The organism is Saprospira grandis DSM 2844, assembly GCF_000275825.1.
GTDB classification, from domain to species: domain Bacteria; phylum Bacteroidota; class Bacteroidia; order Chitinophagales; family Saprospiraceae; genus Saprospira; species Saprospira grandis_A.
Window position 1 is genome coordinate 1,409,727 of sequence record NZ_JH719942.1, and the last position, 13,541, is coordinate 1,423,267.

The 13,541-nt window shown below is 43.7% G+C and carries 12 protein-coding genes and 2 pseudogenes; 8 read left to right on the plus strand and 6 right to left on the minus strand.

All coding sequences use genetic code 11. From position 1 onward, the window contains the following. The first annotated feature begins 7 nt into the window (after positions 1-7). The 5 genes and pseudogenes from SAPGRDRAFT_RS06425 to SAPGRDRAFT_RS23410 all read left to right on the plus strand — a co-directional run bounded on the left by SAPGRDRAFT_RS06425 (position 8) and on the right by SAPGRDRAFT_RS23410 (position 5,411). Positions 8-1,921 (plus strand): hypothetical protein, encoded by a 1,914-nt coding sequence (locus SAPGRDRAFT_RS06425; protein ID WP_002658133.1) that lies wholly within the window; start codon positions 8-10, stop codon positions 1,919-1,921. A gap of 364 nt (positions 1,922-2,285) precedes the next feature. Continuing rightward, positions 2,286-2,834 carry a hypothetical protein gene (locus SAPGRDRAFT_RS19820; RefSeq protein ID WP_002658134.1) on the plus strand — a complete coding sequence of 183 codons (549 nt, stop codon included), beginning with the start codon at positions 2,286-2,288 and terminating at the stop codon, positions 2,832-2,834. 85 nt (positions 2,835-2,919) lie between these two features. Then, the gene (locus SAPGRDRAFT_RS06440) at positions 2,920-3,309 is read left to right on the plus strand and encodes a hypothetical protein (RefSeq protein WP_002658135.1); all 390 of its coding nucleotides are present in this window, start codon (positions 2,920-2,922) and stop codon (positions 3,307-3,309) included. Positions 3,310-3,414: 105 nt separating this feature from the next. Beyond that, complete coding sequence (locus tag SAPGRDRAFT_RS06445) at positions 3,415-4,770, plus strand: AAA family ATPase (protein WP_002658136.1); 1,356 nt, start codon at positions 3,415-3,417, stop codon at positions 4,768-4,770. After that, positions 4,758-5,411: pseudogene (locus SAPGRDRAFT_RS23410) on the plus strand (RloB family protein). Before SAPGRDRAFT_RS06445 ends, SAPGRDRAFT_RS23410 begins: the two are co-directional and overlap by 13 nt. A gap of 46 nt (positions 5,412-5,457) precedes the next feature. On the opposite strand, the gene serC reads toward SAPGRDRAFT_RS23410, so the two are convergent. After that, positions 5,458-6,525 carry a 3-phosphoserine/phosphohydroxythreonine transaminase gene (serC, locus tag SAPGRDRAFT_RS06455; protein ID WP_002658137.1) on the minus strand — a complete coding sequence of 356 codons (1,068 nt, stop codon included), beginning with the start codon at positions 6,523-6,525 and terminating at the stop codon, positions 5,458-5,460. Positions 6,526-6,553: 28 nt separating this feature from the next. Further along, complete coding sequence (locus SAPGRDRAFT_RS06460; RefSeq protein WP_002658138.1) at positions 6,554-6,895, minus strand: nucleotide pyrophosphohydrolase; 342 nt, start codon at positions 6,893-6,895, stop codon at positions 6,554-6,556. Positions 6,896-6,948: 53 nt separating this feature from the next. Between SAPGRDRAFT_RS06460 and SAPGRDRAFT_RS06465 the strand changes: the two genes are divergently transcribed. Continuing rightward, positions 6,949-7,509 (plus strand): DUF1415 family protein, encoded by a 561-nt coding sequence (locus tag SAPGRDRAFT_RS06465; protein ID WP_002658139.1) that lies wholly within the window; start codon positions 6,949-6,951, stop codon positions 7,507-7,509. A 176-nt stretch (positions 7,510-7,685) separates the two neighbouring features. After that, positions 7,686-8,006: a hypothetical protein gene (locus SAPGRDRAFT_RS06470; protein WP_002658140.1), complete on the plus strand. Its 321-nt coding sequence runs from the start codon at positions 7,686-7,688 to the stop codon at positions 8,004-8,006. A 211-nt stretch (positions 8,007-8,217) separates the two neighbouring features. On the opposite strand, the gene SAPGRDRAFT_RS06475 is transcribed toward SAPGRDRAFT_RS06470, so the two are convergent. The 4 genes from SAPGRDRAFT_RS06475 to amaB form a co-directional block, all read right to left on the minus strand. Further along, positions 8,218-8,754: a hypothetical protein gene (locus SAPGRDRAFT_RS06475; RefSeq protein ID WP_253271280.1), complete on the minus strand. Its 537-nt coding sequence runs from the start codon at positions 8,752-8,754 to the stop codon at positions 8,218-8,220. Positions 8,755-8,802: 48 nt separating this feature from the next. Then, complete coding sequence (locus SAPGRDRAFT_RS06480) at positions 8,803-9,471, minus strand: hypothetical protein (RefSeq protein WP_253271281.1); 669 nt, start codon at positions 9,469-9,471, stop codon at positions 8,803-8,805. Further along, positions 9,446-10,024 (minus strand): RNA polymerase sigma factor, encoded by a 579-nt coding sequence (locus tag SAPGRDRAFT_RS06485; RefSeq protein ID WP_002658143.1) that lies wholly within the window; start codon positions 10,022-10,024, stop codon positions 9,446-9,448. The genes SAPGRDRAFT_RS06480 and SAPGRDRAFT_RS06485 overlap by 26 nt, the downstream gene beginning before the upstream one ends. 136 nt (positions 10,025-10,160) lie before the next feature. Next, positions 10,161-11,714 (minus strand): L-piperidine-6-carboxylate dehydrogenase, encoded by a 1,554-nt coding sequence (amaB, locus tag SAPGRDRAFT_RS06490; RefSeq protein WP_002658144.1) that lies wholly within the window; start codon positions 11,712-11,714, stop codon positions 10,161-10,163. Between the two features lie 723 nt (positions 11,715-12,437). Here amaB and SAPGRDRAFT_RS06495 point away from each other — a divergent pair. Beyond that, positions 12,438-13,541: pseudogene (locus SAPGRDRAFT_RS06495) on the plus strand (hypothetical protein); the annotation flags it as partial.

A 13,541-nucleotide genomic window follows, 5' to 3' on the forward strand; every position in this document is an offset into this window, starting at 1 on the left:
ATAAGTTATGGATAAAGAAGAAATATTAGCAGAAATAAGTAGAATTTTGCTTGCCTTCAAAGAGGAGCAAGAAAATTACAAAAAACTTGTATACAAACTTCGTAAGCAAGAAATAAGCAATCCTTTAGATAAAGAACTAAGTAAACAATTAGAATTTTATGAGGAGCAATTAAAAGAAACGGAAGCCTTTATTTCAGTCAATCAAGAAACGCTAGAGGTTTTTAAGAATGCCGACCTTAACACTATAACAATGTTAGATGTAGCTAGCATTTACAAAAATGCCAAAACAGATACTAGGCTATATGCTCTCAGTATCAATACAGCTTTATTAAAAACATTCACCTTTAGTGAAAGCTCCTTTGATTATGCAAAACGCATCCTAGATAGTCTAGATTTATCCGAAAGTATTCCTTCAGAAGGAGGAATAAAAGGCTATGTTGTTGAAAAAATAGCTAATAAGGCAACAAAATTAACTCAAGCTTATTTACCTCTTTTTGATGAGGTTATCGAAATATTAACGGTACTAGCCCCCTCTTCCCCAGCAGCAATTACTAAAGCGAGCCTCAGTGCGTCCTTAGAATTAGATATTAAACATATGCTAATGAATATAGTAACTGATAAAGTAGAAATTTCCACTAAAATCATTCAAAATTTCATAGCGTCTTTAGACAGTATATATAAAGATGAAGACTTAAGTCTGAGTGAAAAATATGTCAAAATTGATGTCTACCGAAATTGTATTCAAACTTCCACAAAGAATGCGCAAGAATCAGATCTAACATTGGGCGATCAGGTCGACCGTTTGATGAAAGCCTCATTACAAGAACTTTTTGAAAAATCCAATACCTCTGTCACCCAAATTTGTGAATATACCACTTTTCCGCTGGATGGAAATATGGTTGATCCATCAAAAGTTATTAAAACAAAGTTTACAACTGATGAAGATATCAATAAAGAGATTTTTAGAATAGCATTCCCTGGAAAAACGACTCAAGTTGCATCTCTTCTTGAGTTAAAAAAAGTATTTCCCAATACAATTATTTACTATCAAGGTCAAGGATTAGCAAGTACAGGAATTGACCAATATAACACATCTAATAATTATGAATCATTGGCGACTGAATTATTTAAAGAGGAAAGAAAAGAAAAAGTAGTTGATTTTAATCAAACTGAAGACGGTTGCCCCTCTACAGCTTCTCAATATGCCAACTCCTTAGCCAAAAGACGGAGACAAGAGGCCCAAGATCGAGAAGAGCAAAAAGAAAGAATAGCTCTTCAAGCCAAAGCTAGAGCTTTTGGAGTTGATCCAACAACAGTAAAATATGGCTCTCTTAAGGAGTTAAAAGAAATTATTGCTGAGCATGAGCTATTAGGTAAAATAAAGGGCTTGGCCAATAATGCAAGACAGTATGGAGTGGATGAAGAGATAGTTCTCCGACTCATTGCAGCTAGAGCGGATGCTTCTGGTTTTCATGAGGAAATTGCCAAGACCGATAAGTACAAGAAAGAAATTCAGGTAAAAAAAGAGTTGAGTGATAAAAATGTTGCTTTTGGCCAGGACCTTCAACTGAATAAGACCTATCTGCTCAGTAATACCTTTGGTATTTACAGTAAAGAGGAGAGCAGATATGAAAAGGAGTTTGGTGGAATTTTACTCAATAACTTTCAGGCTAAAATCAAGGAGATGGCAGCGCGAATAGCAACTACCAAGGCTACACAATTGATTTTCAGAGCTACTTTTAGACATTCATACAATGAAGGTACAGTTAAGGAGGTCTGCCAAAAATTGACAGAACGCTTAAATAACCAGCTCAAAGAAATAAAAGGTAAAGATTTTCATCCTCTCCGCTATAAGCTGAACGAAGTTAAACGCGCACAATCAAAAGATATGGCAGGTTACTTTGTTTTGCTTAAAGAGTAAAGGCGACTCTCATTCTGGTAGCATTGCGGAGCAATGCCGCTGTTGTATAGCTGCTGGCTTCAACCAGCAGCCACAGCTAGCAGGCGGCGAAGCCGCCGCAGGCTTAGGGATGGAAAAGGGGGCGGCGAAGCCGCAGACCAAGCAAAATGAGCGTAGCGAATTTTGCGCAGGGCCGAGCAGACCTGCGAGCCCTGACAACCAGCCCCTATAGGGGCGCCAGTTCGACGACCAACGGGAGTACACAGCCTGGCCCGCCCGCAGGGCGGGCAAGCCCCAGAAAATAAAAATATTTTTTACCCTTAATTTTGTGATACTGTTTTTTTTTTAATTTCGTTTTATTATTAAACCTTTTAACACAAAATTGATGAAACATTTATTTCTATTCCTCTGCCTGTTCTGTAGCTCTTTTCTTTTTGCCCAACATTATGAGGTAGGACAAGAATATAACTTTAGTAGCGAAGGCATTACTTATACCGTAAGCTATGATGAAGATGGCCGAGCACATGTCAGTCGCAGCCAAAATGAAAATACAGAAGAAAGTAAGGCCTATATTTTTACGGACCGAGACTACTGGACCAATATTTCTGCCGATGGCAATATTACAGAGATGGAAGCTACAGAAGACGCTCCTGTCGATAATTTTTGGATCATTAGCTTTGCCCCCACTAATGAAGAGGTGCAAGCCGTTCAAGTAGGCGGCCCTAAGCCCTCTGTAACTTTCTCTTGTATCTGCAAAAGAAGTTCTAAAGGCTCTTGTAGTGCCAGCTATATGATGAATGTTAATACTGCAACAATAACCTGCGTTCCAGAAGCAGGCTGTATGCGCTGCAAACTTGTTGATAAAAAAGTAAAAGGTATTGAGTACCCCCATACCTTCCTAATTTTGGAAGCAGAAGAAATTATTTTTGAATAATTTGATGCCATTAACAAAAAGCCTGACTACTTAGTCAGGCTTTTTTGTTATCTTAAAGTATTCTATAATTTTACAAGCAAATACAATGAAGCACTTATTTTTATTCCTCTGCCTATTCTGCAGTTCTTTTATTTTTGCTCAGCATTATGAGGTAGGCAAAACCTATAACTTTGATGGCAAAAAAGTACAGCTTTCGGTCCGTTACGACGACAAAGGACAAGCCCATATTAGCCAGAAAGCACAAACCAAAGAAGTAGAGGACCAAGCCTACTTTTTTACGGACCGAGACTACTGGACCAATATTTCTGCCGATGAAAATGTTGTGGAGATGGACCTAGTAGAAGATGCTCCCGTTCATCACTTCTGGGTCATCGACCTCAATGGCGAGCCCACAAAAGCAACCCCCTATAGCGAATATAAAGGCGGGGAAGGATCTCAGCTCCTTTTAGAAGCCAATAGCGTCATTTTTGAATAAGCACGAGCTATTCTAACAAAGAAAGCCCTCGCCCAATTTCAGGCGAGGGCTTTTGCTTTTCTTTACGAAAAAACCGTATTTTGTGTAAAACAACACCCTATTTATATGCTTATTCGGTTTTTTGTTCGCAACTTATTGTCATTTGAGGAAGAAGTAGAATTTAGCTTAGTCGCAGGCAAAGGTAGCCTCAAGCCAGAACATGTCATTCGTTCTAAGGGACGGAATGAAATTCCAATCTTGCGCTCAGCCCTCATATATGGAGCCAATGCCTCTGGAAAGTCTAACCTGATTAAGGCCTTAGCCTTTCTTCAATTTATGGCGCTAAAAGGGCCTACAGATGCACAAAAAGAAATTCCAGTTAGCCGATTTAAGCTCAGCGAGGAAGAAGGACTAAACTCTCGCTTAGAAGTAGAGATAAAAGTCGCTGAACAATATTATGCCTACGGCTTACTGCTCAATAAAAAACAAATAGAAGAAGAGTGGCTATATCTTATTGATAAGGAAAAGGAAGAAAAAATATTTGAACGAAAGCAAAGCACTGAAGGACTTCAACTCTCCTTGGGCCAACAGCTGATCAAAAATACCGAAGATCAACAGTTTATACAGTTTGTAGGACGAGGCACCCCTAAAAATAAGACTTTTTTAAAGGAATGTATTGACCGAAATGTTTCTTTTGTCTCCGCTATTACAGCCGTATACAACTGGTTCGAGCATCAACTCAAAATTTTCTACCCTCACTCTAAGTTTAGAGGAATAGAATTTAAACTCTCTGATAACTCTGAATTTAAACAGTCGATCTCTAAACTGCTTCAGCATTTCAAAACAGGCATACATAGTCTGCAAACAATTAGCCTGAAAGACTTAAGCCAAATTCAAGGTATTCCCGCTGAAGTAATCGAAGATGTTGTTGCAGAATTAGAATTTGGTAAACGAGCACTTATTAGCTCTGCAGACCATATCAATAGTTTTGCCCTAGAAAAAGACAATAAAGGAGAACTAACCGCTTATAAACTGGCGAGTAGCCATTTGCATAAATCTGGTAAAGAAATTCTATTTGAATTGGCCGAAGAATCTGATGGTACACGCCGACTCATCGACTTTATTCCCATGTTATTAGACTTACAAGAAAATAATGTGGTTTACCTAGTCGATGAATTAGACCGAAGCATGCACCCGATCTTAAGCAAAGGCTTATTAAGTTATTTTCTAGCCTATGCGAGCCCTCAAAGCCAACTTATTGCCACTACTCATGAATCAAATTTACTCGACCTCAAAATGTTTCGAAAAGATGAAATTTGGTTTATCGAAAAAAAGAAAAACTCTGCCTCTAAGCTGTACTCTCTAGCCGCTTTTAAACCAAGAGCCGACAAAAATATTAGAAAAGGCTACTTGCTCGGCCGATATGGCGCTATTCCGTTTTTAGCCAATCCCCAAAATTTAGCCTGGTCATGGGAAGAATAAGACGCCCCTTTCTAAGAGTAGAAGAAGAACTATCTCCCAAATTATTTGTGGTCGCTACCGAAGGAAGATATACCGAACCTATTTACTTTGAAGCCCTGTCCGAAGAGCTAGATCATACTAAAGTACATCTAGAAGTCTTAACTAAAGATCATAATAACTCTAGCCCAAGGGCAGTCTTAGAACAACTAAATGCTTTTGCAGAAAATTATAGCCTAGATGAAGAAGATGAACTCTGGATGGTTATCGATAGAGATTATCAAGCTTAGTCTGAAAAAATGATTAAGGAGGTCGCCCAAATTTGTCACCAAAAGGCAGGCTACTTCTTAGCCTTAAGCAATCCCTGCTTCGAACTATGGCTTATTCTACACCTTGTTGATGTAAGTACCTTAGCTCCAAAAACACAGGAGTTACTTTTCCAAAATAAAAAAGTATCTTCTAACAAGACCTATAGTAAAAAAATGTTGGCCGACTATTTAGGCGGCTTTAAAGAAGCGGACTATCCTGCACAAAAGCTAATTCCCAATGTTCAGGATGCTATTAAACGAGCAAAAAAGCTAGACCTCCACCCCAATCACCGATGGCCCGACTACCTCTCTAGCCGACTATACCTGCTGCTAGAAAGCCTTCTAAACCTTGACTAATCAAAAAGCCCTCGCCCAATTTCAGGCGAGGGCTTTTGCATTTTCCCTATGGCTTAAAGTTGTTCAGCAAATCAACGAGATGTTGTACCGATGCCAAATCCATGGCATTGTACATAGAAGCCCGAAAGCCCCCCACCGATCGGTGGCCCTTCAAACCACTAATGCCATTGGCCTCGCAATAGGCCAAAAAAGCCGCCTCATGCGCTGCCGTATCCGCCACAAAACAGGCGTTCATAACAGAGCGGTCTGCCTTGGCTACGGTGGGCCGGAAATTGGGATGCGCCTCTACCGCCTGATACAACAAATCGGCCTTTTCTTTATTCCGACGCTGCATGGCCTTTACGCCCCCCTGCCCCTGCACCCAACGCAAAGTAAGCATAGATACATAAATGGGATATACCGGCGGTGTGTTAAACATCGAGCCCTTTTTAACATGCGTCTGATAGTCGAGCATGGTCGGAATCTGACGCTGAATCTTACCCAAAATAGATTTGCGCACAATCACTAAAGTCACTCCCGCTGGCCCCAGGTTCTTCTGCGCCCCAGCATAAATTAAGTCGTATTGGTTGGCATCAATCGGGCCGCTAAAAATATCAGAGGACATATCCGCAACCAATAAACAACCCTCCGGACGCTCTGGCAAATGATGAAACTGACTCCCCCGAACGGTATTGTTGGTCGTTATATGCAGATATTTGCAATGGGCCGGAATCTGACAAGCTTTGGGAATATACGTATAATCTTTATCCGCAGAACTGCCCACAACCAGGACCTCTCCAAAGTTTTTGGCCTCTTTGATGGCTTTGGTCGACCAAGTCCCCGTATCAATATAGGCCGCCGTTTCACCTTCTCCCAATAAGTTCATCGGGATCATGAAAAACTGCGAAGAAGCCCCCCCCGTTAGGAAAAGCACCTCAAAATCATCTTCTAGCTCCAAGAGCTCCCGCACCAAATCCCGAGCCTCATCTACTACAGCCGTAATCGGCTTAGAACGATGCGACATCTCTAAAATAGATAGCCCTTCTTGTCCAAATTCTTTTACCGCCTCGGCCGCTTCGGCCAAAACTGTGGCGGGTAAAATGGCTGGTCCAGCCGAAAAATTATGCTTCTTCATAAGGTTCTTTTTGTCAGCCAACTAGGGCCTATGATTTCAATTTGGGGTTGTTGGCATGCCGCTCGGCATCCCGAATTTTGCGCTTTTCCATAATGTCCTCCAAGGCTTGGCCCAAATCTACCCCGGTCTGATTGGCCAAACAGAGCAATACAAATAAAATATCGCCCATCTCACTGCCCAAGTTCTCCTGAGCATTCGCCTCATCTTCCGCCCGCTTAAAAGATTGCTCCCCATAAATTCGAGCCATCAAACGAGCCAACTCCCCCACCTCTTCCATCAAAATGGCCGTATTGGTCAACTCATTATAATAACGAACGCCCACCGTCTTGATCCAATGGTCTACGGCGGCCTGTGCTTCTTTTATTTCCATATTCTAATTTGCATTCTTTATCTTCGTCCAGAACTTGTTCAAAATAAGATTTTATGCAAGAAAATAAAAATTCTAAGGCGATTCCAGCTACCCAAGCTTGGCTAAAATCAGTGGTGCTCGACCTCCAACTTTGCCCTTTTGCCTATGCCCCGCATCACCAAAATCGTATTGCCTACCACAGCTCTAAGGCCCAAACTGCAGAAGCGGCCCTGCTGGACCTTGAACAGGCTTTGCAAGAACTACAAGCTCATCCAGAAATTAGTACGAGCTTGCTCATTTTTGAAAGTGGCTTTGCCCAGTTTTTTGATTATCTAGATCTGCTCGATCTGGCCGATCTCCTCATTGACCAAGTCGATTTGCGCGGCCATTATCAACTCGCCAGTTTTCATCCCAAATACCTTTTTGCTGGCGAAGATGAGCAGGCTAGCAGCCATTATAGCAACCGCTCGCCCTTCCCCATGCTCCACCTCATCCGAGAAGCAGAAATGGAACTGGCCCTGGCCCATTATCCCCAGCCCGAAAATATTCCTATCCGAAATCAAAGCCTGCTCAATGAACAGCCCCCTAGCTATTGGGCCAAAAAACTACAGGACTGTTATCTCGCTGAGGATTAATTTTTTTTGGGGCTGCCCCGCCCTGCGGGCGGGTCGGGCTGTGTCAGGGCTCGCAGGCCTGCTCGGCCCTGCGCAAAATTTCGCTACGCTCATTTTGCTGGGTCTGCGGCTTCGCCGCCCCCTTTTCCATCCCTCAGCCAGTCGCTTCGCTCCTCTACATCCAAAAATATACACGCATGTCGATTTCTGCCTTAAGTACTATTTTGGCCAAGGATTTCCCAAATTTAAAGGCCCAAGAAGAGACCCAGTTAGAGGAGGCGCTGGCCCAAGCCCTACTCCCCTATCTCAACCCCTTGCAAGAAGCCTTTTTTCAGCTTTGTTACCGCTGGGATATTCCAGAGCATAAGCTCCGACAGATTTTAATACAGCCCCAAGACCAGCCGATCAATCTCCTCCTGGCCCAATTGTTTATTAGTCGGGCCAAAGAAAAATGGACCTACCGCCAAGCTTATCCCCAAAAAGAAGCCGATGAAGAAGATGGGGTCTCTCCTTGGTAGAAACAAAGGCCAAACCAAAGCCCCGCGCTTCGGCCTAGGGGCCTGAAAGGGGGCCGCGCAGCGGCAGACCAAAGCCGCCAAAGGCGGCTGCAGGGCCGAGCAGACCTGCGAGCCATGCAAGGGCCCGGCCGCCAAAGGCGGCAGGCCCCAAAACAAAAAAAAAGGCCCGCCAAAGCAGACCTTCTTTTCCAAAGCATGACTGAGATTAACCCTAATCTCTGGGGGGAGGAGGACCATCCCCACGCTCTCCGCGATGATGCTTGCCCCCTCTATGGTGCTTGCCGCCATGATGTTTTCCACCTCTATGATGGCCCTTCATGGCCTTGAGCACCTCTCTTTTAAAGCTCCTTTCGGCCTTTTGAAGCATCAGCACCTTGCGCAAAGGCAAAACCTTCTTAAACTCCTTATGGTATTTGCGCTCTAGGGCAATATGCTTTTCTTTGAGCTTCATTCTTTCTTCAAAAGCACCCTCTACCTCTTTGTCTGACATCAACGCCAAATCTTTTTGATGGAGGTCTTTGCCTTCTTTACGCAGGGCTTTCTTTTCTTCTTTAAAAGCCTCGTATACCGGCCAAAACTTTTTAGCCTCATCGCTAGACAAGTCTAGCTCTTTAGTTAAATACGCAATGCGAAGGGCTTCCATACGCTCCTTGCGAGGACCGTCTTCTTTGGGGCCACCTGCGGGGGGTTGTGCATTCAGGCCCAAGCTACCCAAAAAGAGTAGCATCATAAATGATAAATACTTCATAGTCATCAGAATTTAGATTGTTGTTTAGGAACTGCCTTTTGGAGCAGTTTAGTGGAGCAAATCATCTTCAAGATCGTCTAGAACATCCAGATCTAGATACTCTTGAAGCTCGTCGTTGTTTGTTTCTTCTAGTAGTTCGGTTTCTATAGTGGCGCCATTGCGAGGGGGAAGCAAATTGGCTTCTAGTTGGTCCAAGGTGTTATCATCAACATAAGCCATGAGGTCATCCATAGGCAAATCATCTAGCTCGGCCAAAAGGTAAGTTTCGGCCATTTCACTATTGATGGCCATACTGTTGCTGTTGAGCCGAGGGTTATTGAGCAGCCAAAAGCTGGCGGCTCCTGCCAATAGGGCCACCGAGGCAGCCAAGCCTATTTTGGGCCAAAGGCGGTTCTTCTTTTTCCGGGCTCTGTTCTTCTTGAGGTCCAAGAGATTTTGCTCAAAGTAGCCAATTGGAGGCCCGCTGCGCTCTTCCGCTAAGGGCTTTTTATGTTGGGCCAAAAAGGGACTGATTTCAGTCAGTTCTTCTTCAGCCGCTAGGCGCTCTTCTAGGCGCTGGGGCAAATCTTGGAAATAATCCCTTGGGGGAGCAGTTCGATTTTGGGGCAAGGGCTGCCGATGCTTGGCCAAGAGCGGACTCATATCCGCTAGCTCTGCCCAAACTTCTGCTCCTTTTTTGGGGTCCTTCATCTTATTGCTGTTTAATGTAGTTTTCAATTTTTTTTACGGCATGATGATAACTGGCCTTCAGGCTACCGACCGAAAGTTCTAGGACCTCGGCCATATCTTGATAGGGCATTTCATCATAGTAGCGAAGCAAAAATACCTGTCGCTGTCTATCGGGCAAAAGAGCTATGGCCTCTTGCAATAGATTTTGAATATCTTCTGCGGGCAAGTAGCTATCGGCTTGAGCGGGCGCCTGATGGTCCAAAAGCTCCAGACTTTCGGTCCGATGCCGCTTGCGCTTGCGCAAGTGGCTTAGGGCCTCATTGGTGGCAATTCGGTAGAGCCAGGTATAGAGTTTAGACTGTCCTCTAAACTTATCAATCCCCTTATAGACCTTAATAAAGGTATTTTGCAATACCTCATCGGCTTCTTCATGGGGACCAAGCATCCCTCTCAAATGCCAGTATAGGCGCTCTTGATATTGTTGCACCAACTGACTAAAAGCACGCTCAAAACTTAGCGGCATTTGTAGTTGCTGTAGCAATTCTTGCTCCTCTGGCTGTAGGTAACTACTTTCTTCTAGGGCCATTTTTGTTTTGTTCATAGACCATCTTCCTTGTTTCGCTTCTAGGATGCCCAAAAAGGGCCTAGGTTTAATTTTTTTTTATTTATCTCCCTCATTTTACAAAAAAAGGGCTGCGGAAGATCTTCCGCAGCCCTTTAGTAATTAGCTATTTAGCTTAGAAATCAAATTTGATTCCCTGCGCCAAAGGTACATCCGCACCATAGTTAATGGTATTGGTTTGGCGACGCATATAGGCCTTCCAAGCGTCAGAGCCCGACTCACGTCCTCCACCAGTTTCTTTTTCTCCACCAAAAGCACCTCCAATTTCAGCTCCAGAAGTACCAATGTTTACGTTGGCAATTCCGCAATCAGAACCCTGAGAAGAAAGGAAGAGCTCGGCCTCGCGGATAGAGTCGGTCATGATGGCCGAAGACAATCCCTGAGGAACATCATTTTGCATAGCAATGGCCTCTTCCAAATCGCTGTACTTGAGCAAATAAAGGATAGGGGCAAAAGTTTCTGTTTTTACGATATCAAATTGCTCACTCACCTCAATCAAACAAGGCTTCACATAGCAACCGCTTTCATAACCTTCGCCTTCCAATACACCACCTTCTACCAAGACGTTTCCGCCAGCGGCTTTAGCGGCTTCAATAGCGGCTAGATAAGTGTTTACAGAATCTTGGTCGATCAATGGACCAACATGATTGTTTTGGTCCAAAGGATTACCAATGCGAAGTTGGGGGTAAGCATTGATCAACAACTCTTTTACTTTATCATAAACAGAATCGTGAACGATAAGGCGACGAGTAGACGTACAACGCTGTCCGCAAGTACCTACGGCACCAAAGATCGTAGCGGTTAGGGTCACTTTAAGGTCGGCCTGAGGCGTAACGATAATGGCGTTGTTTCCGCCCAATTCCAAAAGGGTTTTACCAAAGCGGCCAGCTACTGTTTGGCCCACAATGCGGCCCATACGGCTAGAACCTGTAGCAGAAATCAATGGAACGCGCTCGTCATTGGTCATCCACTCCCCTACATGATAGTCGCCAGTTACGATTGCCGAAAGTCCTTCGGGCAATTTATTCTCTTCCAAAACCTCTTTCAAGATATTCTGGCAAGCAATGGCGCAAAGAGGCGCTTTTTCAGAGCCTTTCCAGATACAAACATCGCCACAAACAAGGGCAATCATGGCATTCCAAGACCAAACGGCCACGGGGAAATTAAAGGCAGAGATAATCCCTACGATCCCTAGCGGATGCCATTGCTCATACATTCTGTGGTTGGGGCGCTCCGATTTCATGCTGAGGCCATAAAGTTGGCGCGAAAGTCCAACAGCAAAGTCACAGATATCAATCATTTCTTGTACTTCCCCCCAGCCTTCTTGCAGGCTTTTTCCCATTTCATAAGAAACTAGGCGGCCCAAAGCGTCTTTGTGGCGGCGCAATGCTTCTCCATATTGACGAACGATTTCGCCACGTTGAGGAGCAGGCGTAGTTCTCCAGCTCTTAAAAGCGGCCTGTCCAGCCGATACAATACGCTCATATTCGGCCTGGCTAGTGGCATATACCTTAGCAATCAAGGCACCATCTACTGGAGAGTAGGAAGAAATCTGGGGCGCATTGGCCTCATGAAAATCCTCTAAACCTGTGCTGCTACCGGCATTGACCTCGGCCAATCCTAGTTCTTTGAGCACTTGGCTCATATCAATTTGCTCTGCTGTTTGCATGTTGCTGTAATTTTGTGTTCAAAAATCTTTTCAAAGATAACAGAAACCCAAAGTTCTGCCAAATAGGGAGGAACTAAAGGCTTGTTTTTATTCTATTCTTATTGTTTTGGGGCTGCCCCTTCCTGCGGTCGGGTCGGGCTGTGTCGTGGCTCGCAGGTCTGCTCGGCCCTGCGCAAAATTCGCTACGCTCATTTTGCTTGGTCTGCGGCTGCGCCGCACCACTTTCCATCCCTCAGCCGCGGGCCTTCGGCCCTTTTTAAGCCGCCTTTTGGACCTACTATAATATCGCTTTTTGCTGCCTGTTCTTTGGTGCTTAGGTATACAGAAGGGGAATTTATTTTGGAGACTGTTTAAAGCTTTGTGTTTCCCCTTTTTGCTGCCTAGGGACAAGCCCCTAGGCTAGCTTTTTCAGACAGCCCTCTAAAGAGGGCCTTTGAATAAGGTTCTTCTCTGCAACAACAACTGAACAAGGCCTTGTATATCAATAGTTGAGGCCCTCGCAGAGGGCTGACTCCATTGGATTGCCTAGGGGCTTGTCCGTCCAGCTTTTGTTCAATTTTAGATGCCGTTTAATTCATGAGGGTTTCAACCCTCATTCATATATCATTGCGAAGCAATACCTAAAAAGGGCCGAGCGAAGCGACTAGGCATCCAAAAAAATCAAACTAAATTTGCGTTTACAAATTAAAGTTACTACCTTTGTGTAAACATAAAAACAAAGCGATGAAAGCATTAGCCATTTTTCTGTTATCGAGTTTATTTTTTGGCCATCTAAATTTATTACAGATGAAGCAGCGAGAACTTTTTTTGGCAAAGCAGCAGCAGTATCAAGAAGATACAGCCCTTTATGAAGAAACCTTGGCGCAATATCAAGAACTCTATGCGCTTTATCAGGAGCTTCCTGCAGAGGATCCCGATCGCCCTACAATTAAGCTGGCCTTGCTCAAGACCAAAGAGGGCCTAAAGGCCTTTAAGCCGCAGCTCAAAATGGAAAAGGCAAATTTGGAGCAGCTATTTTTGGCCCTTAAAGAAGAGGATATTCCCAAAACTGATTTTTTGTTAGAGTTTGCTCTAAATGCTGAAGCTGTTACTTTAAAAGCACGAAAGCTGCAAGGGAATATTCAAAAAGACCAGTGGGAAGAAAAAAGCTATCTGAAAAATCTTTACGCCAAATTCAAGGAAGGTAAAAAGCTCAAAGTTTGCCGTCTAATTGCAGCAGATATTAAGGCCTTAGTGGGGCAGGCAGACAACAAGCCGCCCAGTATATTTTTAGAAGAATTGGCCCAAATTTTTGAGCGTTATGATGCAGTAGAAAAGATTAAGAAGTATAGAGCTAAATCGCGCTTTATTGAGTCTAGCATTGCGCCTTATGTCCTTTCTCCTAACCAACTAGAACCCATTTTGGACCAAGCCCTGGCCAAAGATGACTTTTTGACGGAGGAGGAGTTGGAGGAGAAGTTGGCCAAAGAAGAGCAACAAGCAAAAGAAGAAGAGGAATATTTAGCCCAGGTTAAACTAGAATTTGATAGTACTTTGTCGCTGGCCGATTTTATTTGGCAAAAGGCAGAGCTTTTAGACAGCTTAAATAGCTTAGCTAAAGCTAGCCAAAGTCCTATGGCTAAAGCACTAATTGAGGGTTTAATTGCACAACTATCGCGAGCTCAACTAGGGCTTATTCAACTCAATACTATTGAGGATTGTTTTGCTCAAAGTTTAGCTAAGGTCAAAGTAGATAACTCACTTAGAACAGCAGAAAAAGAGTTAGGATATGCATTTACCTTCTATCAATTTCAAGAAGAAATCAATGGTCTTGGCCTAAAAGTTAAA

Bases quoted from the DNA above. Each gene is read 5' to 3' on its own strand.
- SAPGRDRAFT_RS06445 (WP_002658136.1), top strand. From the start codon at position 3,415: ATGCTTATTCGGTTTTTTGTTCGCAACTTATTGTCATTTGAGGAAGAA.
- SAPGRDRAFT_RS06440 (WP_002658135.1), top strand. From the start codon at position 2,920: ATGAAGCACTTATTTTTATTCCTCTGCCTATTCTGCAGTTCTTTTATT.
- serC (WP_002658137.1), bottom strand. From the start codon at position 6,525: ATGAAGAAGCATAATTTTTCGGCTGGACCAGCCATTTTACCCGCCACA.
- SAPGRDRAFT_RS06465 (WP_002658139.1), top strand. From the start codon at position 6,949: ATGCAAGAAAATAAAAATTCTAAGGCGATTCCAGCTACCCAAGCTTGG.
- SAPGRDRAFT_RS06460 (WP_002658138.1), bottom strand. From the start codon at position 6,895: ATGGAAATAAAAGAAGCACAGGCCGCCGTAGACCATTGGATCAAGACG.
- SAPGRDRAFT_RS06475 (WP_253271280.1), bottom strand. From the start codon at position 8,754: ATGAAGTATTTATCATTTATGATGCTACTCTTTTTGGGTAGCTTGGGC.
- SAPGRDRAFT_RS19820 (WP_002658134.1), top strand. From the start codon at position 2,286: ATGAAACATTTATTTCTATTCCTCTGCCTGTTCTGTAGCTCTTTTCTT.
- amaB (WP_002658144.1), bottom strand. From the start codon at position 11,714: ATGCAAACAGCAGAGCAAATTGATATGAGCCAAGTGCTCAAAGAACTA.
- SAPGRDRAFT_RS06470 (WP_002658140.1), top strand. From the start codon at position 7,686: ATGTCGATTTCTGCCTTAAGTACTATTTTGGCCAAGGATTTCCCAAAT.
- SAPGRDRAFT_RS06425 (WP_002658133.1), top strand. From the start codon at position 8: ATGGATAAAGAAGAAATATTAGCAGAAATAAGTAGAATTTTGCTTGCC.
- SAPGRDRAFT_RS06485 (WP_002658143.1), bottom strand. From the start codon at position 10,024: ATGAACAAAACAAAAATGGCCCTAGAAGAAAGTAGTTACCTACAGCCA.